Origin of the sequence: Pseudomonas putida (genome assembly GCF_022627325.1) — a bacterium.
Lineage (GTDB): Bacteria > Pseudomonadota > Gammaproteobacteria > Pseudomonadales > Pseudomonadaceae > Aquipseudomonas > Aquipseudomonas putida_X.
Genome location: NZ_JAETZZ010000002.1, coordinates 212,884 through 235,879 on the forward strand (window position 1 = coordinate 212,884; position 22,996 = coordinate 235,879).

The following is a 22,996-nucleotide window of genomic DNA, read 5'->3' on the forward strand; positions in this document are numbered from 1 at the left end:
GCCGGATTGGATCCGCAGGCTGAGAAACGCTACCCTTGCACCGCCGCGCAGCGCTTGCCGGTGCGCAGGCCTACCCATGCACTCAGGAGATTCACCGACATGAACGTCCCATTCAAGCCCCGCTGGCTGCTCGCCCTCGCCCTGCCCCTGGTACTGGCCGCCTGTGGCGACAGCGAACCCAAGCAACGGGCCGCCTTCAGCGAATTCCTGCAGACCCGTATCGTCGACAAGCCAGGCGTGCACGTGCCCAAGCTGAGCGCAGACGAGTCCAAGGCATTTGGCCCCTACAGCGATCACTACGCCGTCATCACCCAGTTCAACGGCGCGATGGATGCCGCAGTACAGCCTTTGGGCAACCTGCTGCAAAAAGGCGCGGTTCGCTCGCTCAATGATGTCACTGCCCGCCGTGACGACATCAAGGCCGTGCAGACCGGCCTGAACGACATGGGCAACCAGCTGCAAGAGCAAAAGGCCAAGGCGGACACCGCCCATGCCCAGCTCAAGCAGCCGGAAGACCTCAAGGTGGTGTACGACAAGGCCTATGCGCGCACCGTCAGCGTCCCGGCCGACACCTTCCTGGACGTGCTGCCGCAGATCAACGGCACCCTGGACAGCAGCCTGAAGGTGGCCGACTACGTGGATGCGCACAAGGAAAAGATAGAAATCAACGGGGCCATCGTGAAGGTGTCCGACCCAACCGTTCAGGCTGAGTTGAATGCCTTGCTGGCGGACCTGAACAACCAGGCCAAGACCGTGCAGCAGGCGCAGGCAAGGCTGCAAACGGTCATGCTCGGGCGCTAGTCGGCTGCGAATCAGGCGGCGGGTGGGGGTTCGCTCACACCCGCTTCGGCAGCTGGATATTCACCCGCACCCCCCCTCCCTCGCCCGCTTGGGCGCTGATCGAGCCCTGATGCAGCGCGATTGCCCGGCGGGCGATCACCCTTCGGCCAGCACCTGAGCCCGGGTGATGACGTTACCGAAGTGATGCTTCCACAACGCGATGCCCATTTTCCCTGAGCGATCCAGGGAAGACCCCACGGTCAGGTCGGTGATCAACGTCGGCATGAGCCCCGCGTCGAACAGCGCGAAGCCGGCGGCAAGCACACACGTCTCGGTCTGCAACCCGCAGACCAATACCCGTTCCACGCCTAGCGCCCTGATGTACTCGATGGTCTCGGCAGTCTGCCTGTAACCATGCTTGATAAAGACCTTGTCGGCCTCCACCAGGCTCTCGTCTTCTGCTGCCGGGTGCCAGCCCAGTTGCCGCTCGAACGGCGTGACCTGTTCATCGTGCAACTGCACCGAGGCAATGGTCGGGATCATCGCAGACAGCGCACGCACACCATCGACCAGCCACTCGGGCGGGCTGAAGGTGGACTGTACGTCGATGATGAGTAAAACCTGCCGCATGGCTGTCTCCGGGGCGCTGGCAAAGGTACGGAGTATACCGTTGCTGGCGGCCGATGACGCCCTTGGACGAGCACACGGCGTTGCAATCCAGATGACTAAGTTACGGTTTTCCAGAACTTTTTTTTGATTACGGGTCTATGTGAACAGGCAGATGAACGTCGCTGGCTGCCCCTGGGTTTGCCCGCGACGCCATGGCCCAACGTCCCGATGTCTATCAGAGGTTGTCTTCGCTCATGAAATTCCAAGTCCCTCGAACAGTGCTGCTGGGCCTGTTCGCGTTCGCGGCAATGGGCTCGGCCTGCGCAACACCGGCGAAAGCACCCGCGCCGCGCCTTGCCACCGAAGCCACCCCTGTTCAGGCGTACAACGAGGCCGCCAACAACCCTTGGCCGAGCCTGGCGAGCGTGACGGCCGCCCAACCCGCTGCGCTGCTGGCCCATGATGACCGTTACCGGCGCGACGGCCACTGGCACGACCGCAGAGACGACTGGCGTCGTGACCAATGGCGCCGCGACCAGTGGCGCCGTGAGCAGGCGCGCCGTGAAGCCGAACGCCGCCGCGAGTGGCAGCGCCGCCATGAGCGGGCCATGCACCACCGCTACGAAGCCAATCACCACTACTATCGCCGCTGATTTTCGTTGCAATCGAGGCCTCAGGGCTATTCGCGCTGCGTGGCCCCAGCACTACGCCCTGAGGTTTCTCAAAAGCCCAAGCCCCCAGTTTTCAACGGTGGCCGGTTCGATGCCGGCACGCGCTGCGAACCCTGACAGGTATCAGGCCAGCGCCCACATTTCCCCCATCATCGAGTGCCTCTATCAAGCCATCCAGTCTATCGATTTGACTGCGTCAAATTGCCTCAGATAACGTGCCCCGCTCCACGAAGTCGATCGAGTTTGTCTGTGTTGCCCTTCTGCTGAATACCTCGCTGACTGCCCTGCGCCCTCTGTTAACCCCCGACCGCGAACATGCCTCATGGCGTGACCGCCGTCCTTGCGTTCGAGTTACTGAAATGTCCGTCAATACCCCCTCCCGCATCACCGAGCTGGTCATCGAAGCCGGCACCCGCAAAGCCCACATGCCCGCCCGCGCCACCCTCATCCTGGGCTTTCTGGCCGGGGCCTTCATCTCAATGGGCTTTCTGCTGGACATCCATGTCAGCGCCATGATCCCTGCGCCCTGGGCCTCGTTGGGCAACTTGCTGGGCGCCGCGGTATTCCCGATCGGGCTGATCCTGGTCATCCTGGCCGGCGGCGAGTTGCTCACCGGCAACATGATGAGCCTGCCCCTGGCGATGTTCGCCCGGCGCATCCGCCTGGTGGACGTCGCGCGCAACTGGGGTCTGGTGACCGTGGCAAACCTGCTGGGCGCGCTGTTCGTGGCCTACTGCTTTGGCCACTTGCTTGGGCTCACTGAAGGTGCCTACCTGAGCAAGACGCTGGCCGCGGCAACCAGCAAGGCCAGCGCCGATTTCCTCCATGCCTTCGTTTCCGGCATCGGCTGCAACTGGCTGGTGTGCCTGGCAGTCTGGCTGGCCTACGCCAGCCGTGAGATGAGCGGCAAGGTGCTTGGTATCTGGTTCCCGATCATGGCCTTCGTCGCCATCGGCTTCCAGCACGTGGTGGCCAACATGTTCCTGATCCCGGCAGCGATCTTCGCCGGTTACCTGAGCTGGGGGCAGCTGGTGCACAACCTGGCGGCAGTCTTCCTGGGCAACGCAGTGGGTGGCGCGATCTTCGTGGGGTTGGCGTACTACCTGTCCTTCGGCGCCTCGGCAGAAGAACAAGCCGTCGCCCGTTGAGCCCAGCGTTTGCCATGGATGGCATAGCCTGCCGGCACGGCGCATGACCGCAAGCCCCGAATAAAACCTGAACGTTTGGTAAAACCCTCCAGTCGCAGGGAATAGACGCACTTGATTGCGCGAATGCATTCCTGACCGTGAGGTTTTCCCATGAGCACCAACTCCCAACAGGGTGTCGATGGGCATCCCATCAGCCTGACACTCAATGGCAAACGCACGTCGCTGCACGTCCACCCCTGGACCACCCTGCTCGATCTGCTGCGTGAGCAACTCGACCTGATCGGCAGCAAGAAAGGCTGTGACCATGGCCAGTGCGGCGCCTGCACGGTGCTGCGCGACGGCAAGCGGGTCAACGCCTGCCTGACCCTTGCCGTGATGTGCGACGGCGCCGACCTGGTCACGGTCGAGGGGCTGGCCCAAGGCGAGCAACTGCACCCCATGCAGCGCGCCTTCATTACCCATGACGCCTTCCAGTGCGGCTATTGCACACCCGGTCAGATCTGTTCTGCCGTCGGGCTGGCCCACGAAGGCCGCGCCGTCACCCGTGAAGACATCCGCGAACACATGAGCGGCAATCTCTGCCGCTGCGGCGCCTACAGCAATATCATCGCGGCGGTCGAAGAGGCATTGCCGCTGATGCAGGCTGCCGCCGAGCCGCAAGGAGGGCCGAAGCCATGACCCCTTTCAGCTACCACAGGCCATCTTCGGTCAGCGAAGCGGTGAACCTGGCGGACGGCGCCAGCCGTTTCATTGCCGGCGGCACCAACCTGGTCGATCTGATGAAGGAAAACGTGGTCCGCCCGGCGCGCCTGATCGACATCACTGCCCTGGACTTGAAAGGTATCGAGCCCACTGCGAACGGCGGCGTGCTGATCGGCGCGTTGGTCAGCAACGCCGACCTGGCCTGGAATGCCTTGATCGAGCAGCACTACCCGTTGCTGTCCCAGGCGATCCTTGCCGGCGCATCGCCGCAGTTGCGCAACATGGCGACCACCGGGGGCAACTTGCTGCAGCGCACCCGCTGCTATTACTTCTATGACACCGGCACCCCCTGCAACAAACGTGAGCCGGGCAGCGGGTGCCCTGCACGGTCGGGCCTCAATCGCAGCCACGCCATCCTGGGCGCCAGCGATGCCTGCGTCGCCACCCACCCTTCGGACATGTGTGTGGCACTGGCAGCACTCGATGCGGTGGTCCACGTGCAAGGCCGGGCGGGAACGCGGCAGATACCCTTTGCCGACTTTCACCGTTTGCCGGGCGACACACCGCAACACGACAACCACCTCTCAGCCGATGAGCTGATCACCGCGATCGAGTTGCCGCCCCCTGAATTTGCGCAGCACGCCCGCTACCTGAAGATTCGTGACCGTGCCTCCTACGCATTTGCCCTGGTGTCCGTCGCTGCCGCACTGAAGCTTGATGGCGAAGTGATCCAGGACGCCCGAGTGGCCCTGGGAGGCGTGGCGCACAAGCCTTGGCGAGACCGGGCCGTGGAAATGACCCTGCAAGGGCAAAAGGTTTCCGAGGCGCTCTTCGACCGCGCGGCCCAAGCGTGGCTACAAGCGGCTCAACCGCTGAGCCACAACGCATTCAAAGTGGAACTCGCCAAACGCGCGATCGTCCGTGCGCTCAATGAAGCCGCCGATGGCGCCAGCATTCAGAGGACAACGCCATGACCCAGACGACCAACGTGGTGGGCAAACCCCTGGACCGAGTGGATGGCGTGGCCAAGGTGACTGGCACAGCGCGGTATGCCGGTGAGCACCCCGAGCCGGGGCTGCTCCACGCCAGTGTGGTATCGAGCACCATCGCCCGCGGCCGGGTGCGCGCCATCGACACGACCCAGGCAATGCAGTTACCCGGGGTGGTCGCCGTGCTGCACCACGCCAATCGCCCACGCATTTCCAGCTATGACGACGATTACAGTGATGCCGACTCGGCCGAAGGCTCCCCGTTCCGGCCGCTGTTCAACGACCGTGTGCTGTACAGCGGGCAACCGCTGGCACTGGTGGTCGCCGAGAGCCTTGAACTGGCACGCCATGCCGGCGCCCTGGTGCGCATCGACTACAGCGAAGAGCCGCACCAGACCGACCTGGGCGCGGTGCTCGACCAGACGCACCCGGCACCCGCAGAGACGCCAGAGCCCCGCGGTGATTTCGCTGGGTATTACGCTCAAGCCGCAGTGCGTATCGATGCCACCTACGACACGCCCATCGAGCATCACAACCCGATGGAGCCCCACGCGTCGACCGTTTTCTACAAAGCGGGAGACACCCTGGAAATTCACGACAAGACCCAGGGCACGCAGAACTGTCAGGACTACCTGCACAAGGTGTTCGGCCTGCCCAAACAGAACATCAGGGTGCTCGCCGCTTTTGTCGGCGGTGCCTTCGGCTCCGGGCTGCGGCCGCAATACCAGTTGCCGCTGGCCGTGATGGCAGCCCTGCACCTGAAACGTTCGGTGCGCCTTACCCTCACACGCCAACAGATGTTCACCTTCGGCTACCGCCCCCGTACCCAGCAACGGCTGCGCCTGGGTGCGGCGGCCGATGGCAAGCTGCTGGCGATTGCCCACGACGCGCTCGGCCAGACCTCGCGCTTCGAAGACTTCACCGAACATCTGGTGGAATGGAGCGGCATGCTCTACCACTGCGACAACGTTGCGCTCAGTTATCGCCTTGCGCCGCTGGACGTCTACACCCCGCTGGACATGCGTGCGCCGGGTGCCGCGTCCGGGGTGCTGGCGTTGGAGTGCGCGATGGATGAGTTGGCATGTGCCGCGAACCTTGACCCCCTCGAACTGCGTCGCCGCAACTTCGCCAGCCACAATGGCAACGACGGCAAACCCTATTCCAGCAAAGAGCTGTTGGCCTGTTATGACCAGGGCGCCGCGCGCTTCGGCTGGGGCAAACGCACTTCAAAGCCACGCAGCATGCGCCGGGGCCAGCAGTTGATCGGCTGGGGCGTGGCGGGTGGGGTCTGGGAAGCGTTGCAGATGAAGGCCAGCGCCCGGGCCTGCTTCGACAGCCGCGGGCATTTGACCGTCAGTAGCGCTACCACCGACATAGGCACCGGCACCTATACCGTGATGACCCAGATTGCTGCGGACGCTGCCGGGGTCTTGCCACAGGATGTGACTTTCCTGCTGGGCGACTCCTCACTGCCAACCGCGCCGTTGCAGGGTGGTTCGTTCACGGTGTCCTCAGTGGGTTCGGCGGTGCAGCAGGCCTGCCAGACCCTGCGCACCAAGGTGCTGGAACTCGCACGGCAGAATTTCCCCGAAATAGCTGCAATACCGGTAGAGAATGTGGCCTTCGCGCAAGGCTACCTGCAAGCGGGGGAACACCGTATCGCCATCGCCAGCATCGCCGCAACGGCCAGGGACGGCGAGCTGCAGGTGCAGATCGACGCCGAGCCTGGTGCCGGACGCACGCCGTTCTCCACCGCTACCCATTCGGCCGTCTTCGTAGAGGTACAGGTGGACGAGGCCCTGGGTACGATCAAAGTCACCCGGGTGGTCAGCGCAGTGGCCGCCGGGCGTGTGGTCAACCCGAAAACCGCCCGTAGCCAGATCCTCGGGGGCGTGGTCTGGGGCTTGGGCATGGCGTTGCAGGAAGCGACCCAAACCGATCATCAGCTCGGGCGCATCCTCAACCACAACCTGGCCGAATACCACATCCCGGTGCACGCCGATATCGCTGATATCGAGGTGATGTTCGTTGACGAGGATGACGACATCGTCAATGAGCTTGGCTCCAAGGGGGTGGGCGAGATCGGTATCGTGGGGGTCGCGGCGGCGGTTGCCAATGCCGTTTACCATGCCACCGGCAAGCGCGTCAGAGCGTTTCCGATAACGCTGGACAAAGTGCTGTAGCAGCGGGCGGGGCTCAGGGGATCGGGCGCCGCCCAGGCGGCGCTCGATTCACGGGTCTCAGTGCATTCCAGGCATAACGCCGGGCGCGCTTGGCTGTCAAAGTTTGAAGCGAACGTGGATGGTGCTTTTGCCTTTGTAGGCATCGATCGAGATCGCCGAGCTTCCATAGCCTGAGTAACTTCTGACAAGCCGCATTCCAAGGCCCGTCCCGCTCGGTTTGGGATAAGTAGCAGGAAAACCATCACCCTCGTCGGTCACGGTGATCAAGGCGTGGTCACCGGCATCGCGCACACTGACTTCGATGATGCCTTTGCCGTATTTCAGGGCGTTGGTGATCAGTTCTGAAATGACCAGCCCCAGCGGTGCCATCCTTTCCGGCAGCAGGGTGAACGGGTCAGCGTCAAGGACGATCTTGCGGTCGGCCAGCGCCCTTCCCAGGTCACCGAGCAAGGCGCTGAGGTAGTCGCAGGCAAGTACCTCCTGGTCGGCCGTTTGATAGAGCCGTTCGTGCACGCTGGCAATGGTCAAGACCCGCCCCGCTGCCGTCTCCAGTTGCAGCTTTACCGCGGCATCCGGCGTCAGGTTCGCTTGCAACAGCAGCAGCGTATTGACCAGGTGCAGGCTGTTCTTGACGCGGTGATGGATTTCTTCGAGATGCAGGTCGGTCTTGTTGAGCCTGGAATTCTGAGACTCGATCAGCGACAGCAACTGCGCCTCGTAATAGTGCCGTTCGGTGATGTCTCTGGATACGGCAATGATCTTTTCCAGCTGGCCATCGGCGCCCAGGACCGGGGCGACCGTGACGTCCCACCATTTGAGCACTTGCTGGCCAGTAGGGCAGACCCCTTCGAAGCGGGTCGACTCGCCTCTGGCGACCTTTTCCAAAGCCTCCTGCACCGCCGGGCGCGAATCGTCAAGCCAAAGCTGCAACCATGGCTGGCCTTTGACCTGCGCCAGGTCGTCGATGTGCATCAACGCCAGCCCGGCCTCGTTCATGAACTCGATGTCACCGCTGCTGGACAGCACGTTCACACAGTCCGGGCTGGCGTTGAGCATGCTTTCCGAATAGGGGTCGACCAACTGAGCGTCAGCCCCTGCGGTCAGCCGCTCTACCGCCATGGAGATGACGTTGGAGATGCCTTCAAGGAAGACCAGATCGCTTTCAATGAAGTCTTCACCATCGCTACTGTCCGCCTCAAGTACCCCAAAAGGCAGCAATGCGCCCCTGATAGGCACGTTGATGGCACGCTCGATACCGTACTTTTTCAGCAAATCCGGCGTTCTGAAGCGCTGCTCCTGGCCCAGATGATTGGAAATCACAGGCCGGTAGGTCTGGATGGCAAACCCGGCAGGGCTGGCCTCGTCGGCGCCCACGGTGGCGTGGCCGATATCGGCTTCATCCCACCCTACCCCATGCGTCAGCAGGAACCGGTCAGTATCGGGAATGGGCATGAGGATCTTGGCGAATCGGGTTTGCATGCCTTTTGCGACCAATGCGCAAGCCTGGTCCAGCAACTCATCCAGGTTGGTGGATTTAAGCGACATGACCGCGTACTCGACCACCAGCTCATGCTGCCTTTGCAGCCGGGCTTGGGATCTCCTGAGGGCGGCACGAATGGTCTCATCAGGGGGCAGCTGCTGCATCAATAATCTTCCAGGGCGCTGAAAAATGCCGTTCTAAGGTTAGCCCCTGCAGAAGCGGCTGTAGGCTACATCGGATCTGGTGTACCACCGCTTATCGCTTTGGTGCAACTCCCAGCAGTGAATCTGATCATGCCAGCTGGATATAAATCGAGTAACTGCCCAGTAACAGCCAGAAACCGAGAAAAAGCCAAGGCGTACGCAGCGAAAAGAGCAGTGACTTGCGGTGCCCTGCACGGGAGGTTTCCGCCTCGCAGAACAGCGGCGATTCATCGTAGGCCAAGCCCATCATGGGCTCACTGAGCAGCAGGTTGCTTTGCTTGACCTGCCAGTGATCGATGATGCGATATGCCGCGCGAATGCCTGGCCAGGCATTGAGCGTACTCATCACGCCCAGCAAGGCCAGAAAGGCAGGCACCAGGAGGGTGAACATCTCCCCCCAGCTCTGGTTCAGGTTGCCCATGGACGACACGAAAGCGATGACCAGGAATGACTGAGCGGCCAGGTAGGCATCGGTGCGGTTGGCCAGGATGGTGGTTTCGTACTGGATTTCCCTGCGGTAGAAGTCCAGCCGCTCCTTCGGCGAACCAAACATCCTCGCATTGTGTGCATCGATCTCGTGTTCAGGGGTGGTAGGGGTGATGATTCGCGGCACGTGGCGACTCCTGGCACTGGCTGAGCCATACCCCGGATGGCGGTAGGCGCTTGAGCGGTAGAACCGGGTGGGCAATGAAAATTCAGTCACGATGCCGACCCAACCGCTCGTCGGTCTAATGCGCGATCGCGCTCAACAAACCCTTGGGGCATCTTTCGAACAGGTATGCGCTTTCCAACTGCAGGAGCTTGCACCATGCGTGACTACCCCACCCCTCCGTTTCCCTCACAACCGCAAAGCGTTCCGGGTTCACAGCGCAAGATGGAGCCCACCCCGGACTGCGGAGAGCACACCTACACCGGCAGCGGTCGGCTCACCGGCAAGATAGCGCTGATCACCGGCGCCGACAGCGGGATCGGCCGTGCAGTCGCCATCGCCTACGCCCGCGAAGGCGCGGACATTGCCCTCGCTTATCTCGATGAGCACGACGATGCGCAAGAAACCGCCCAGTGGGTCCAGGCTGCTGGCCGGCGCTGCCTCCTGCTGCCTGGGGACCTGGCCCATAAACAGCACTGCTACGACATCGTTGACAAGACCGTGGAGCAGTTCGGCCGTATCGACATCCTGGTCAATAACGCCGCGTTTCAGATGGCGCACGAAAGCCTCGATGAAATCGACGATGACGAATGGGTCATGACGTTCGACGTGAACATCACGGCCATATTCCGCATTTGCCAGCGGGCGCTCCCGTCGATGCCCAAAGGCAGCTCGATCATCAACACCAGTTCGGTCAATTCCGATGACCCGTCACCCCAGTTGCTGGCCTATGCCACTACCAAAGGTGCCATCGCCAACTTCACCGCCGGGCTGGCCCAGTTGCTGGGAGACAAAGGCGTGCGGGTCAACAGTGTGGCACCAGGCCCGATCTGGACCCCACTGATCCCTGCCACCATGCCCGATGAGGCGGTGAAGAACTTCGGGTCAGCCTATCCGATGGGCCGGCCGGGCCAACCGGTCGAGGTGGCCCCGGTTTACGTCCTGCTGGGCTCCGATGAGGCCAGCTACATCTCCGGCGCGCGCTATGCCGTGACTGGCGGCAAACCCATTCTTTGATCCCAAGGCCTTGATTCCCAAACCGCGATGAGGTGCAACATGAACGCTATCGACCTGCTGATCCAGGACCACAAGCTGGTTAAGAAGCTGCTGGACGAACTGTCTTCTACCACCGAACGCGCCGTGAAAAAGCGTGCCGAACTCCTGCACCGGATCGAACAGGAGTTGCAGATCCATACCGCACTGGAAGAAGAGATCCTTTACCCAGCCATCAAACAGGCCGGAGGCAAGGAAGAAGCGAAAATGTATTACGAGGCGAAAGAGGAACACCGCACCGTCGACGCGCTGGTGTTACCCGACCTGCTGCACACCGAAACCGGCACGCTCGAATTCGCTGGCCGGGTCAAAGTGATGAAAGAGTTGCTCGAGCACCATATCGAAGAAGAGGAAGACGAGTTGTTTCCCACTGCGAAAAAGCTGTTGAGCAAAGACCTGCTGGAAGAAATGGGCCAAGCCATGCAAGCGCATAAAAAGATGCTCAAGGGTGAGCAGCGCGCCGCGTGAAGCAAAAGCTGCAAAGCAGAAAGCCTGAAATGCGCTGGCAGATGCTGCGGGGCCTGTGGGCAGGGCTTTGAAACCCTACGCCTGCCCTCCCCTCAGCGTTTGCCGAGCATTTTCGCCAGCACGAACGTTGCCACCACGGCCAGCACGACTGCACCCGTAATGGACGGTACCGTACCCAACGGCTCGATCGAGCTTTTCACCGCCAGGTAGAAGCCCAGCACCCCTACAGCGCCGATGGCATTGCCACGCACGATCGCCCCCAGTTCCTGATGGCCGCCCTGAACATGGGCGAACACCGCCAGCGGCCAGGCGATCACCGGGATGGGTGCCAGCAGGCCGCTGGCTACCGGCCCCAGCCATTGGGCACTGGCAGTGATCGCCAGCAACAGCAGGGTTGCCGTGAGCATGCGCATGGGAATCACCCAGCGCGGCAATGGCACAACCTTGGCGGCGCCGGTCTGCGTGTTGTTCGAGCTGAGGATGATGATCAGCGTAAGCAGGACCAATGTCACCCCGACGGACAATGCCACCCCACCCAAGCGGCTCATCACAAAGGCGGTACAGGCGTAAACCGCCAGGGCCGTGATGCAACCGGTGAAGGCGGACACACGCCGTGTCACCAGGAAGTAGAACAGATAGGTTGCTTGTACCGCAGCCACCCCTGCCAATGCGCCAGGCACCGCCTGCAAGGCAAAACCCGGGCCCTGTTCAAGGCTGAGGAACAACATGACCAATGCCGAGGTGACTGGCAACCCGGAGAGCAGCCCGCCGATCTGCGTGCCCCAGCGCCTGGCCGCCAGCGAGATGGCCAGCATGAGGGTCGGGGTGATCAGGAACTTGAGGTAGAAGGCAGTCATTGAGGGCAGCGTCGGTTTCAAAAGACAAGGGTGGGCTCATCGTGCCTGCAAGGCAGCAGACAAGCGCCCAATGCTAATGGAACCGCAGCAGCTTTACTCCGATTTTTAGCGCCCGCTGAAGAAGTAGAACGTCGCAAGGCCTGCTGCAGTCATCAACAAAGAACCCGTGACATGCACAGCGATGGAGCCCAGGGCCCATGAAATACGCCCCTCCTGAATAAGCGACACGACCTCTGCGGAAAAGGTCGAGAACGTGGTCAAGCCGCCACAAAACCCAGTGATCAGCAGCAGGCGCCATTCGGGGCTGAGCGACGGCGATGCAGAGAAGAAGGCGATGGACAAGCCAATGATGTAGCCACCCATGAGGTTGGCCAGCAGCGTACCGGGCGGCACGGCGGGGAAAAGTGCATTGAGCTTGACGCCCAGCCCCCAGCGCAACCAGGCACCGACCATGGCACCGACGCCAATGGCCAATAGCGACTTCAACATACGGCATCACGCTCCGGGCAAAGAGTTGGCGGGCACTCGGTAGCGGCTTCAGCTGCCAGCTTCAACCGATCGGCCTTGCAAATGTATTTAGGCTTGCTGCGCGGTGCCAGTTTGGCGGCGGCTTTTTTCTGGTGTGCTTGCAGCAACTGTTTGATTTTCTTGCGACGGTTCATGGTGCCACTCGGTACAAAGGGTTGATCAGGCAGGCAACATCTTAAGGGATGTATTCAGGCCCTGGGCGGTCCGGTGAATCACTCGTTGCCCTGGCGCTTGGCGTTTTTCTTGACGATGGCCTTCATCCGCGTCGCAGCGCGCTGCACGGTGGCCATCTTCTCCGGGCGTTTCATGCCGCGCCACTTGCGGATTTCATCACGGGTTCGGCCACAGCTCACGCACAGCTCGCTGTTGAGCTGGCAAAGCGAGACGCAAGGGTTATCGATGTCTTTGGCCATGGGCTGCTCCGGTCATGGCCGCGGATGATAACGTAAGGCGGCCAGATGCGGTGAAACCGGAGCGTCCCAGTGGCCCTCAAGCCGCCGCGGCCGGCCTGGTGTCGCTGCTGACCTCGAACTGCCCGACCAGCTTCTGCAGCTTGCTGGCATTGGCCTTCACCGTCTCAGCGCTGCTTTGCAGGACCACCGCCGTCTGGCGCATTTCGCTGGAAGACTGGTTGACCTGCTCAATGGTCTTGCCATAAGCCAGGCTGCGCTGGTTGAGCTGCTGGATGATCAGGAACATGCTCTCTACCGCCTGGTGCAGCTGGACGTTCTCCGATGAAGCGTCCTCGGCCAGGCGCAGGCTGTCATCGACGTTCTGTACGCCCTGCTCCATGAAGCTGACGGCTTGCCCGGTTTCGCTCTGCAGCCCGGTGACCATGTGCCGGATGTCGTCGGCCGCACGCGCCGTGCGCGCCGCCAGGCTGCGCACTTCATCGGCCACCACCGCGAAACCTCGGCCATGCTCGCCCGCGCGGGCGGCCTCGATGGCGGCATTGAGGGCCAGCAGGTTGGTCTGGTTGGTGATGTCGCTGATCAGCCCGCTGATGTTGCTGATCTGCGCCATCCGGCTGTCGAGCAGTTGCACACTGGAAGACGAGCGCGCTACCACATCCCGAATCGACTGGGTGCCCGCCTGTACCGCCAGATACTGCTCGCGGGCACGGCTGACCACCTCGTCCATGGCCTGCTTCATCTGTTCTGCGCTGACCGAGGCCTGCTGCAGCTCGCCCAGTTGCTCCTCCATGATGATCATCATCTGGTGCACCGCCTCGGCCACCTCGGTGGAGGTGACGCTCGCTTCGTGGCTGCGGCCCAGCATCATCTGGTTGGTGGCGCCCACCGTGCGGCTGGCCTTGACCACCTGGCCTACCACCGAGTCCAAGCGGTCGATGAAACTGTTGATCCAGCGCGCCATGTCGCCACTTTCGTCATTGGCCATGGTCGTGGTATCCAGCCGTTGGCGCAGGTTGCCCTCACCCTCGGCGATGGTACGCAGCACATCGGTCATGCCATTGAACCTGGCAGCCAGCCGCCTTGGCCCCACTGCACTGAACAGCAGCGTGGCAGCCAGCATGGCCAGCGCCAGCAACGCATCGGCGATGCCTTGCCCGAAGCCCGCGTAGTGTTGCACCAGAAAGTTGCAACCAAACACGCCCGCCATGATGGCGATGTAGGGCTTCATCAACCCGTAGCTGAGCGAGCGGCGCCGATAGACTTCCTCCAGATCGGCTTCGCACATCATGCCCCACCGGTCCGGCGACCCCGGCAACTGGAATGTGACGCCTTTGCCCACCACGGGCACATGGCGATAGTCCGAATAGCCAGGGTAAGTCACGAACAGGTTGGCGCCCTGACGGATGGTTTCCCGAACACCGGGATGAAGCTCGCCGGTGGCAGGGTCGGTAAACCGCAGTTCGAGCTCGGTGTGGCGCTGGACCTGAACGGTGCTCCACGCCGTATGCACCCCACTCTTGAGGTTCTCCCCGTGGGTGAAGGTGCCATCCTCGAAACGTGAGCGCGACAGGGCGGTGCCCGGTGCGATAGCAGGGTCGAAATGCGATTGCGCCATGAACAGGTAATTGTCACCGGACTCGGCATAGATATGCCCGGCTTCGCGCTGGATCAGGTCGCCCACCACATCGTTGGGCACCCGGCCGCAGAGGCAACCGTAAACCTTCCCTTGGGCTTTGAGCGGTTGGTAGAACATCAACGTGACTTCATCGTGAAACCGCGATGAAGAAGGGCCGACCTGCAAGGTCAGCGGATCGACATACGGGCCGTGCAGGAATGGCGCTTTCAGCCCTTGGGCCAACGCGCCACGCTGTGCGATGGGTTGGCCGTTGCTTCGTTGCGCCCAACTCGATAGCACAACCCTGCCATCGGTATCGACGATGAAGAGTTCCGAGAAATCGTTCGCCTGGGCCAGCTTGTCCAGCAAAGCAGTGCGGTCGGCGTGAGCCACTGACGGGGCAAGGTTCTCAGCGAGTTCGGCCAGGTGCTCCCACTGTTCACGCGCCCAGCTTTGCAACAATTGCATGCGCGTCTGGGCCATGGCTTCGAAAGTCTGTTCGATGACCGGATACATCGCTCGGTTGAGCCCGCACGACCAGCCCATGCTGAGCTTGCCGGTTTTTCCGAACCACGGCAGCCAACGCTGCTCACCCGATGACAACTGCATGGAACCACTTGAAAGCGACATTATCTTCACCATACGCGACACCACAATGGCAAAGTGATAGCAAGTACTGCGCCAACTCGTATGCAAGCTAATGATTAGGTAGGTAGCCATGCCCTCTGTACGCCAAATTTGCACCAATGACGGGCAAAAATTGGCACATGCGCCAATAGGGGTCGGTGTTTACTGCCACCTTTTCCGCGAGAGCACCGGATCTGATTCAACGCCAGTAATGGGTGTCATCGACAATCTGTTCATGCCCCGCAAACAGCGCCGGCAGCTGCTCCTTGAGATAGTCGATCCAGGTCCGCACCTTGGCATCCAGGTAGTGCCGCGAAGGGTACATGGCATACAGCGCACACTCGCGCAGACGGTAAGGCGCCAGCAGCCGCCGCAAGCGCCCCTGCTCGATCGCCTGGCTGGCGGTGTAGAACGGCAATAGCCCGATGCCCATGCCCAGTTCACTGGCCACCAGCATCGCGTCGGCGACGTTGGTCATGAAGCCGTCGCGCGGCGAGATAACGCAATGGTCCAACCCCTCCGGGAATACCCAGTCGCCTTCATACATCGGGTACGCCATGCGCAGGCACCGGTGTTCATGCAGGTCTTCGGGCCGCTCGGGAACGCCATGGGCATCCAGGTAACTGGGCGCAGCGCAAGGGATACTGAACACGGTGCCCAGCGGCACAGCGATCAGCTGCGAGTCGGGCAGCGCCTCGTTCAGGGTGATCACCACGTCGTGGCCTTCGACCAGCGGGTCGGGGTTGCGCTGGGACAGGGTCAGCTCCACCACCACCTCCGGGCATAGGGCGTTGTAGCCGGCCACCAGCGGCATCAGCAACAGGCCAAGGCCGTGCGGGCAATGCAGGCGCAGCCTGCCACGGGGGGTCAGGTGCGCGCCACGCGCTTCGCCCACCGCCTCCTCGGTCAACAGCATGATCTGCCGCGAGCGTTCCAGAAACCGCTCGCCGGCCTCACTCATGCGCAGGCGCCGGGTGGTGCGGTGCAGCAGACGAGTCTGCAGCTGGTTTTCCAGCTCGGCGACGATCCGCGACACCTGGGCGGCAGAAATGTCCAGGGCGTTGGCCGCGGCGGCGAAGCTGCCGCACTCCACTACCCGGGTGAAGGTACGCATGGCGTGCAGCATGTCCATGGGGCTGGTCTCCTTGGTTCGTGCTTATTCGTACATTCAAGGCAGGAATCTATCACGACCTAGCCCATTTATTGTGCACAGCAAAACAATACATCATTGGTTAAACATTGATGAAGGAGCTTTCCATGAACATCAAAAACTCGATCGCGTTGCTTGCGTGCTCTGCCGCCTTTGCTTCGTTCGGTGCCTTGGCCGCCCCGGCCGCCGCCCAACCGGTCGCCAGCGACAGCGCCAACTACGAATACGGCATGCCGCTGGATGTCGCCAAAGTCGTCTCGATCTCCCCGGCCAGCAACATTGCCGATTGCCAGGTGGGCACCGCGCACATGGTCTACGTCGACCATCAGGGCCAGACCCACGAGGTCAACTACCGGGAAATGGGTAACTGCTCGCAGCAATGACTCAGGCCAGCACCTGGGTGATCCAGCCAACCTGCCTGGCAAAGTCCTGCAGCTTGTGTTGCGCGATCGCATCCCGGGCGCGTTCGAAGTTGGCCAGGGTCTGCTGCTTCTGACGCAGCATGCGTTGCCACTTGGTGACGAACGCAGGGCTTTTCTCACGCATCAGCACCGGCCCGAAATACAACTCTTCGGCACTGTAGACCACCGCTGCGCCCGGCTCGGCAACGATGATCTCGTAATCGAAGCGGTTTTCACGCAACACCTCTTCACAGACGATCCGATACCCGTTGGCCATCAGCCAGGCCCGTAGCTCGCGCTCACCGCCGTTGGGCTGCAGGATCAAACGCTCGCCGCCGCTCAGGCGTGCCTTGCCCCGCTCCAGTATTTCGCACATAGTGTCGCCACCCATGCCGCAGATACTGACCGCCGAGATGCGGTCCTGCGCCTGGATCGCCTCCAGGCCATCGGCCAGGCGAATGGTGATGCGTTGCTCAAGGCCGTTGCGGCGCACATTGCGCTGGGCCGACGCATAAGGCGTATGCGCCACTTCCCCGGCCACGGCCGCTTCGATCGTGCCACGCAGCGCCAAGGCCACCGGCAGGTAGCCGTGGTCCGAGCCGATATCGGCCAGGCGCGCGCCTTGCGGCACATGCGCCGCCACGCGTTCCAGGCGCATGGACAATGTCTGTTCGTTCAACTCAAGCCCCTTGCTCAACAATCGGCGCGATTCTGACCGCCGTGGCGCGGTATTACAATGCGCGTGGGCTAAGCGGCGCCTGTGGCTCGACCCCTGCGCCGTGCTCGCGTAGGCTTGCGGCTTTCCTTCCGTCGCAAGGCAAACACTTCATGACCGACATCATCTTCACCCCCGACTCCGATGCCGAATCCATTTCTTCCGACGTCGCCGAGTTCAACGGCGTGCTGGTCACCACCCAGATTCCTGCTGATCTGGACGGCGATATCGTGCAGCAGAGCGAAAGCACCCTGCAGGCACTCAAAGAAGCCCTGGAAAAGGCCGGCAGCGGCATGGACCGGGTCATGCACCTGACCATCTACCTCACCGACATGGCCGACCGCGCCGCCTTCAACGAGGTGTACCAGCGGTTCTTCAGCAAGCCGTGGCCGGTGCGTGCTGCCGTGGGCGTGGCGGCGCTGGCGTACCCGCAAATGCGTGTGGAAGTGACCGCCATGGCCGCCAAGGGCTGACACAGCCGGTACCACCGCCAGGGGCTGCAAAGCGGCCCCAACCCAAGCAGCACGCAGTACCGGCCAAGCACCTCCGGGCAGGCAGAGCATGCCACTGGCCCATTTCCCCGCTACAATGCCGCCCTACCGTGACAGCCCGAACCTATAACGACATGTCCCTTCCAAAGAATCACCTGGAACTGCTCAGCCCTGCCCGTGACGTGGCCATCGCCCGTGAGGCGATCCTGCACGGCGCTGACGCCATCTACATCGGTGGCCCGAGCTTTGGCGCGCGCCACAACGCCTGCAACGAAGTCGGCGAAATCGCCGAGCTGGTGACGTTCGCCCGGCGTTACCACGCCCGCGTGTTCACCACCATCAACACCATCCTGCACGACAACGAGCTGGAACCGGCGCGCAAGCTTATCCATCAGCTGTACGATGCCGGCGTCGATGCACTGATCGTGCAGGACCTGGGGGTGATGGAACTGGACATCCCGCCGATCGAGCTGCATGCCAGCACCCAGACCGACATCCGCACCCTGGAGCGGGCCAAGTTCCTCGACCAGGCCGGCTTCTCCCAGCTGGTACTGGCCCGTGAACTGAACCTGCAGCAGATCCGCGCCATCGCCGCCGAGACCGATGCAGCCATCGAGTTCTTCATTCACGGCGCGCTGTGCGTGGCCTTCTCCGGCCAGTGCAACATTTCCCACGCCCAGACCGGCCGCAGCGCCAACCGTGGCGACTGCTCGCAGGCCTGCCGCCTGCCCTACACCCTCAAGGACGACCAGGGCCGCGTGGTGGCGTTCGAGAAGCACCTGCTGTCGATGAAGGACAACAACCAGACCGCCAACCTGCGCGACCTGGTCGATGCCGGGGTGCGCTCGTTCAAGATCGAGGGCCGCTACAAGGACATGGGCTATGTGAAGAACATCACCGCCCACTACCGCAAAGAACTCGACGCCATTCTCGAAGACCGCCCGGACCTGGCCCGTGCCTCCAGCGGCCGCACCGAGCACTTCTTCGTCCCCGATCCCGACAAGACCTTCCACCGCGGCAGCACCGACTACTTCGTCACCGACCGCAAGGTGGACATCGGCGCCTTCGACTCACCCACCTTCACCGGCCTGCCGGTAGGTGTGGTGGAAAAAGTCGGCAAGCGCGACCTGCAGGTGGTCACCGAAGTGCCGCTGACCAACGGCGATGGCCTCAACGTGCTGGTCAAGCGTGAAGTGGTGGGCTTCCGAGCCAACATCGCTGAGCCGCGTGGCGAGTTCGAAGAAGACGGCCACAAGCGCTATCGCTACCGGGTCGAACCCAACGAGATGCCTGAAGGCCTGCATCAGTTGCGGCCCAATCACCCGCTGTCGCGCAACCTGGACCACAACTGGCAGCAGGCCCTGCAGCGCACCTCGGCCGAGCGCCGTGTCGGTGTGGAGTGGCACGCCGTGCTCACCGAGCAGCGCCTGATGCTGGGTGTTTGCAGTGAGGAAGGCGTCAGTGTGCAGGTCGCTCTGGATGGCCCGTTCGGCGTAGCCAACAAGCCCCAGCAGGCCCTGGACCAGTTGCACGACCTGCTCGGCCAGTTGGGTACCACGATGTACCACGCCAACGCCATCGTGCTGGACGCACCGCAGGCTTACTTCATCCCCAACTCGCAGCTCAAGGCCCTGCGCCGCGAAGCCATCGAGGCGCTGACCGAAGCGCGCATCAAGGCCCACCCGCGTGGCGGGCGCAAGTCCGAGACCACGCCGCCGCCGGTTTACCCGGAGTCGCACCTGTCGTTTTTGGCCAACGTGTACAACCAAAAGGCCCGCGACTTCTACCACCGCCACGGCGTGCAATTGATCGATGCGGCGTACGAAGCGCACGAGGAGCATGGTGAAGTGCCGGTGATGATCACCAAGCACTGCCTGCGTTTCTCGTTCAACCTGTGCCCCAAACAAGCCAAGGGTGTGACCGGCGTGCGCACCAAGGTGGCGCCGATGCAGCTGATCCAGGGTGATGAAGTGCTGACCCTGAAGTTCGACTGCAAGCCATGCGAAATGCATGTGGTTGGCAAGATGAAGAGCCACATCATCGACCTGCCGACACCCGGCAGTGCCGTGGCACAGGTCGTCGGGCACATCAGTCCGGAAGACCTGCTCAAGACCATCCCCCGGGCACCGCACTGAGGGTGGGCCTGTAAAGGCCCATCGCCGGCAAGCCGGCTCCCACCACGACCGCGCAGTTCTTCAGGCCTGCGCTTTACCTGTGCAAGCACCGGTCTTGCCCATTTCCAAAAGCCGGCGCGATCCAGGTGGGAGCCGGCTTGCCGGCGATGGCTCGCAACGCGAGCCCTCCTGGGAACCTTACAAAATCCCCAAGCCCCGCGCCGTCCGGTCCACGGCCATGCGCGTCTTGTCCACCAGCTCATCGAGCTCGCCATGCGTGGCCACCAGCGCCGGCGCCATGATCATCCGCCCCAGGGTCGAACGAATGATCACACCTTCCTCGAACCCGTAGGTGCGGCACTGCCAGGCCAGGTCATTCTCATTGGCGTAACGCTTGCGGCTGCCCTTGTCCTCGGCGAACTGCAACGCCGCCACCAGCCCCGCGCCCTGCACCTGGCCAATTAACGGATGGTTGGCAAATACCTCACGCAGGATGCGCTGCAGGTACGGGCCAGTATCGTCCTTGACCTGTTTGACGATGCCTTCGTCGCGCAGCGCCTTGAGGTTGGCGATGGCCACTGCGGCTGCCACCGGGTGGCCGGAATACGTCAGGCCGTGGGCAAATACCCCGCCCCGCTCCACCAGAGCCTCGGCAATGCGCTTGCTCAGCACCAGGCCACCCATGGGCACATAACCCGACGTCAGGCCTTTGGCGATGGACAGGGTGTCAGGCTCGAAACCGAAGTACTCATGGGCGAACCATTCACCGGTACGGCCAAAGCCACCGATCACCTCGTCCGCGCACAGCAACACATCGTACTGGCGGCAGATACGCTGGATTTCCGGCCAGTAGCTTTGCGGCGGGAAGATCATCCCGCCCGCGCCCTGGAACGGCTCGGCGATGAAACCGGCAACGTTCTCTGCACCCAGTTCAAGGATCTTTTCCTCCAGTTGCAAAGCACAACGACGACCGAACTCGGCCGGGCTCAGCTCGCCGCCTTCGGCGTACCAGTACGGCTCATCGATGTGCGCCACATCCGGAATAAGCCCACCCATTTCATGCATGAACTTCATGCCGCCCAACGCTGTGGCGGCCAGGGTCGAGCCGTGGTAGCCGTTCCAGCGGCCGATCATGACCTTCTTGTTCGGTTGCCCGACCACCTGCCAGTAACGGCGCACGGTGCGGATCAGCACCTCGTTGGCCTCGGAGCCGGAGTTGGTGTAGATCGCGTGGCTGTAGTGCCCGGGCAGCAGGCTGAACAACAGTTCGGACAGCTCGATCACCGCCGGGTGGGTGGTGTGGAAGAACATGTTGTAGTACGCCAGCTGGTCCATCTGCGCGGCGGCGGCGGCAGTCAGGTCCTTGCGGCCGTAGCCCAGCTGGGTGCACCACAGGCCAGACATGCCGTCCAGGTAGCGCCTGCCGTCGTTGTCCCACAGGTACAGGCGCTCGCCGCGGGTGATCACCCGCGGGCCTTCGGCGTTGAGCGCCTTCTGGTCAAGGAAGGCGTGGATGTGGTGGGCCGCGTCACTGGCCTGGTAGTCGCGGGTGTCGCGTTGCGGCTGGAAGGGGGCGTTCATTGTTGTTCTCCGTGAGTGAGGGTCAGCGCAGCTGGAACCAGGTGGTCTTGAGCTGGGTGTACTTGTCGAAGGCGTGCAGCGACAGGTCGCGGCCAAAGCCCGACTGGCGGCCGCCACCAAAGGGCACCGCCACATCGAGGGCATCGACCGTGTTGACCGAGACAGTGCCCGCCTTCAACTGCCGGGCCACACGATGGGCGCGGTTGAGGTCGTCGCTCCACAGCGAGGCGGCCAGGCCGTAAACGCTGTCGTTGGCCAGGCGTACGGCCTGCGCTTCGTCGTCAAAGGCGGTGATCGCCAGCACGGGGCCGAATACTTCTTCGCGGGCCAGGGCCGAATCCGGGCGCACGTCGGCGAACACGGTCGGCGCGATGAAGTTGTTCGAGCCGTTGAAGCTCAGCCGCTGGCCACCGCACAACAGGCGGGCGCCGTCGCCCTGGGCCTGCTCGATGGCCGCCATGACGCGTGCGCTCTGCGCGTCGTCGACGATGGCGCCGGCACGGCTGGCCGGGTCCAGGGGATCGCCGGGCAGCCACTGGCGGGCCTTGGCCAGCAGGCGCTCGACGAATTCGTCGTGGACCGAGCGCTGCACATAAAGGCGCGAATTGGCAGAGCACACCTCGCCCTGGTTGAAGAAGATGCCGAAGGCCGCTTTTTCTGCTGCCAGGTCCAGGTCCTGGCAGTCGTCGAACACCAGGTTCGGGCTCTTGCCACCACACTCCAGCCACACCTGCTTGAGGTTTGATTGCGCCGAGTACTGCATGAAGTACTTGCCCACCTGCGTCGATCCGGTGAACACCAGGCAATCCACATCCGGGTGCAGGCCAAGGGCACGGCCAGCGCTTTCACCCAGGCCCGGCACCACGTTCAGCACCCCTTCGGGCACCCCTGCCTCCAGCGCCAGCTCGGCCAGGCGCAGGGCAGAGAACGGCGACTGCTCGGCGGGCTTGAGCACCACACTGTTGCCGGCGGCCAGTGCCGGGGCGACCTTCCAGGCAGCCATGTCCAGCGGGAAATTCCATGGCACCACGGCGCCGACCACACCCAGCGCTTCACGCGTGACCGTGGCCAGGGCATTGCCAGCCGTTGGCGCGACCTGGTCGTAAACCTTGTCCAGCGCCTCACCGTACCAGGCGAATACGTTGGCCGCGCCTGGCACGTCGATGGTGTAGGCGTCCATCACGGGCTTGCCCATGTTCAGCGAGTCGAGCAGCGCCAGCTCCTCGCGGTGGGCCATCATCAGTTCGGCCAGGCGCAGCAACACGCCCTTGCGTGCCGCAGGTGCCATGCGCGCCCAGGGGCCTTGCTCGAAGGCGCGCCGCGCGGCACGCACTGCCTGGTCGATTTCGGCATCGCCGCACGCGGCGACCTGGGCCAGCAACTGCCGGTTGGCCGGGTTGATGGCATCGAAGGTCTCCCCGGACTGCGGGGCCAGCGGGCGGCCGTCGATCAGCGCCGTGGTGATGAAGCTTTGCCGTGCAGCGCGCTGCTGCCAATCGCTTTTCGTATGCACGCAGGTCTCCCTTTCGGCCGCGCGTGCGGCCGGTTGCAGGTGTTGTAGAGGTGGGT

23 protein-coding genes are annotated in these 22,996 nt (G+C 62.8%); 11 read left to right on the forward strand and 12 right to left on the reverse strand.

Going from position 1 to position 22,996, the window contains the following annotated elements:
- Nucleotides 1-99 precede the first annotated feature (99 nt).
- Entirely contained in the window at nucleotides 100-801 is a 702-nt protein-coding gene (locus JNA92_RS04870; protein ID WP_241803596.1) for a DUF3053 domain-containing protein, read from the forward strand.
- Nucleotides 802-936: 135 nt separating this feature from the next.
- Here the strand turns inward: JNA92_RS04870 and JNA92_RS04875 are convergent, their stop codons facing one another.
- Nucleotides 937-1,410, reverse strand: a complete 474-nt coding sequence (locus tag JNA92_RS04875) for an isochorismatase family protein (RefSeq protein ID WP_241803597.1) — start codon at nucleotides 1,408-1,410, stop codon at nucleotides 937-939.
- Nucleotides 1,411-1,643: 233 nt separating this feature from the next.
- On the opposite strand from JNA92_RS04875, the gene JNA92_RS04880 reads away from it, so the two are divergent.
- From JNA92_RS04880 to JNA92_RS04900, 5 genes are all read left to right on the forward strand, one after another.
- Complete coding sequence (locus tag JNA92_RS04880) at nucleotides 1,644-2,042, forward strand: hypothetical protein (protein ID WP_241803598.1); 399 nt, start codon at nucleotides 1,644-1,646, stop codon at nucleotides 2,040-2,042.
- A gap of 377 nt (nucleotides 2,043-2,419) precedes the next feature.
- Nucleotides 2,420-3,208, forward strand: a complete 789-nt coding sequence (locus tag JNA92_RS04885) for a formate/nitrite transporter family protein (RefSeq protein ID WP_241803599.1) — start codon at nucleotides 2,420-2,422, stop codon at nucleotides 3,206-3,208.
- A gap of 150 nt (nucleotides 3,209-3,358) precedes the next feature.
- The gene (locus JNA92_RS04890; protein ID WP_241803600.1) at nucleotides 3,359-3,886 is read left to right on the forward strand and encodes a (2Fe-2S)-binding protein; all 528 of its coding nucleotides are present in this window, start codon (nucleotides 3,359-3,361) and stop codon (nucleotides 3,884-3,886) included.
- Complete coding sequence (locus JNA92_RS04895; RefSeq protein WP_241803601.1) at nucleotides 3,883-4,884, forward strand: FAD binding domain-containing protein; 1,002 nt, start codon at nucleotides 3,883-3,885, stop codon at nucleotides 4,882-4,884. Before JNA92_RS04890 ends, JNA92_RS04895 begins: the two co-directional genes overlap by 4 nt.
- Nucleotides 4,881-7,082: a xanthine dehydrogenase family protein molybdopterin-binding subunit gene (locus JNA92_RS04900; RefSeq protein WP_241803602.1), complete on the forward strand. Its 2,202-nt coding sequence runs from the start codon at nucleotides 4,881-4,883 to the stop codon at nucleotides 7,080-7,082. The genes JNA92_RS04895 and JNA92_RS04900 overlap by 4 nt, the downstream gene beginning before the upstream one ends.
- A gap of 96 nt (nucleotides 7,083-7,178) precedes the next feature.
- Here the strand turns inward: JNA92_RS04900 and JNA92_RS04905 are convergent, their stop codons facing one another.
- Nucleotides 7,179-8,726, reverse strand: a complete 1,548-nt coding sequence (locus tag JNA92_RS04905) for a sensor histidine kinase (protein WP_241803603.1) — start codon at nucleotides 8,724-8,726, stop codon at nucleotides 7,179-7,181.
- Between the two features lie 127 nt (nucleotides 8,727-8,853).
- Nucleotides 8,854-9,378, reverse strand: coding sequence for a hypothetical protein (locus tag JNA92_RS04910; RefSeq protein ID WP_241803604.1), 525 nt, complete (start codon nucleotides 9,376-9,378; stop codon nucleotides 8,854-8,856).
- 195 nt (nucleotides 9,379-9,573) lie between these two features.
- On the opposite strand from JNA92_RS04910, the gene JNA92_RS04915 reads away from it, so the two are divergent.
- Nucleotides 9,574-10,431, forward strand: coding sequence for an SDR family oxidoreductase (locus tag JNA92_RS04915; protein WP_241803605.1), 858 nt, complete (start codon nucleotides 9,574-9,576; stop codon nucleotides 10,429-10,431).
- Nucleotides 10,432-10,470: 39 nt separating this feature from the next.
- A complete protein-coding gene (locus JNA92_RS04920; protein ID WP_241803606.1) occupies nucleotides 10,471-10,935 on the forward strand; it encodes a hemerythrin domain-containing protein in 465 nt (154 codons plus the stop codon).
- Nucleotides 10,936-11,027: 92 nt separating this feature from the next.
- Here JNA92_RS04920 and JNA92_RS04925 read toward each other — a convergent pair whose 3' ends face one another.
- From JNA92_RS04925 to JNA92_RS04950, 6 genes are all read right to left on the reverse strand, one after another.
- Nucleotides 11,028-11,792, reverse strand: a complete 765-nt coding sequence (locus JNA92_RS04925; protein WP_241803607.1) for a hypothetical protein — start codon at nucleotides 11,790-11,792, stop codon at nucleotides 11,028-11,030.
- 105 nt (nucleotides 11,793-11,897) lie between these two features.
- Nucleotides 11,898-12,281 carry a fluoride efflux transporter CrcB gene (crcB, locus tag JNA92_RS04930; protein WP_241803608.1) on the reverse strand — a complete coding sequence of 128 codons (384 nt, stop codon included), beginning with the start codon at nucleotides 12,279-12,281 and terminating at the stop codon, nucleotides 11,898-11,900.
- Nucleotides 12,275-12,454 (reverse strand): DUF2986 domain-containing protein, encoded by a 180-nt coding sequence (locus JNA92_RS04935; protein ID WP_241803609.1) that lies wholly within the window; start codon nucleotides 12,452-12,454, stop codon nucleotides 12,275-12,277. The genes crcB and JNA92_RS04935 overlap by 7 nt, the downstream gene beginning before the upstream one ends.
- A 78-nt stretch (nucleotides 12,455-12,532) precedes the next feature.
- Entirely contained in the window at nucleotides 12,533-12,733 is a 201-nt protein-coding gene (locus JNA92_RS04940; RefSeq protein WP_241803610.1) for a DUF1289 domain-containing protein, read from the reverse strand.
- Nucleotides 12,734-12,809: 76 nt separating this feature from the next.
- Nucleotides 12,810-15,068 carry a methyl-accepting chemotaxis protein gene (locus tag JNA92_RS04945; RefSeq protein WP_431312449.1) on the reverse strand — a complete coding sequence of 753 codons (2,259 nt, stop codon included), beginning with the start codon at nucleotides 15,066-15,068 and terminating at the stop codon, nucleotides 12,810-12,812.
- A gap of 106 nt (nucleotides 15,069-15,174) precedes the next feature.
- A complete protein-coding gene (locus tag JNA92_RS04950; RefSeq protein WP_241803612.1) occupies nucleotides 15,175-16,107 on the reverse strand; it encodes a LysR family transcriptional regulator in 933 nt (310 codons plus the stop codon).
- 131 nt (nucleotides 16,108-16,238) lie between these two features.
- Here JNA92_RS04950 and JNA92_RS04955 point away from each other — a divergent pair, with 131 nt between their 5' ends.
- Nucleotides 16,239-16,508, forward strand: a complete 270-nt coding sequence (locus JNA92_RS04955; RefSeq protein WP_241803805.1) for a DUF2790 domain-containing protein — start codon at nucleotides 16,239-16,241, stop codon at nucleotides 16,506-16,508.
- Between the two features lies 1 nt (nucleotide 16,509).
- Here JNA92_RS04955 and JNA92_RS04960 read toward each other — a convergent pair whose 3' ends face one another.
- The gene (locus JNA92_RS04960; RefSeq protein WP_241803613.1) at nucleotides 16,510-17,205 is read right to left on the reverse strand and encodes a tRNA (adenine(22)-N(1))-methyltransferase; all 696 of its coding nucleotides are present in this window, start codon (nucleotides 17,203-17,205) and stop codon (nucleotides 16,510-16,512) included.
- A gap of 149 nt (nucleotides 17,206-17,354) precedes the next feature.
- On the opposite strand from JNA92_RS04960, the gene JNA92_RS04965 reads away from it, so the two are divergent.
- On the forward strand, nucleotides 17,355-17,714 hold the full coding sequence (locus JNA92_RS04965; protein ID WP_241803614.1) for a RidA family protein: 360 nt from the start codon (nucleotides 17,355-17,357) through the stop codon (nucleotides 17,712-17,714).
- A gap of 152 nt (nucleotides 17,715-17,866) precedes the next feature.
- Nucleotides 17,867-19,867, forward strand: a complete 2,001-nt coding sequence (locus JNA92_RS04970; protein ID WP_241803615.1) for a peptidase U32 family protein — start codon at nucleotides 17,867-17,869, stop codon at nucleotides 19,865-19,867.
- 177 nt (nucleotides 19,868-20,044) lie between these two features.
- On the opposite strand, the gene JNA92_RS04975 is transcribed toward JNA92_RS04970, so the two are convergent.
- Nucleotides 20,045-21,427 carry an aspartate aminotransferase family protein gene (locus tag JNA92_RS04975; RefSeq protein ID WP_241803616.1) on the reverse strand — a complete coding sequence of 461 codons (1,383 nt, stop codon included), beginning with the start codon at nucleotides 21,425-21,427 and terminating at the stop codon, nucleotides 20,045-20,047.
- Nucleotides 21,428-21,449: 22 nt separating this feature from the next.
- Nucleotides 21,450-22,940, reverse strand: coding sequence for an aldehyde dehydrogenase (locus tag JNA92_RS04980; RefSeq protein ID WP_241803617.1), 1,491 nt, complete (start codon nucleotides 22,938-22,940; stop codon nucleotides 21,450-21,452).
- Between the last annotated feature and the right edge of the window lie 56 nt (nucleotides 22,941-22,996).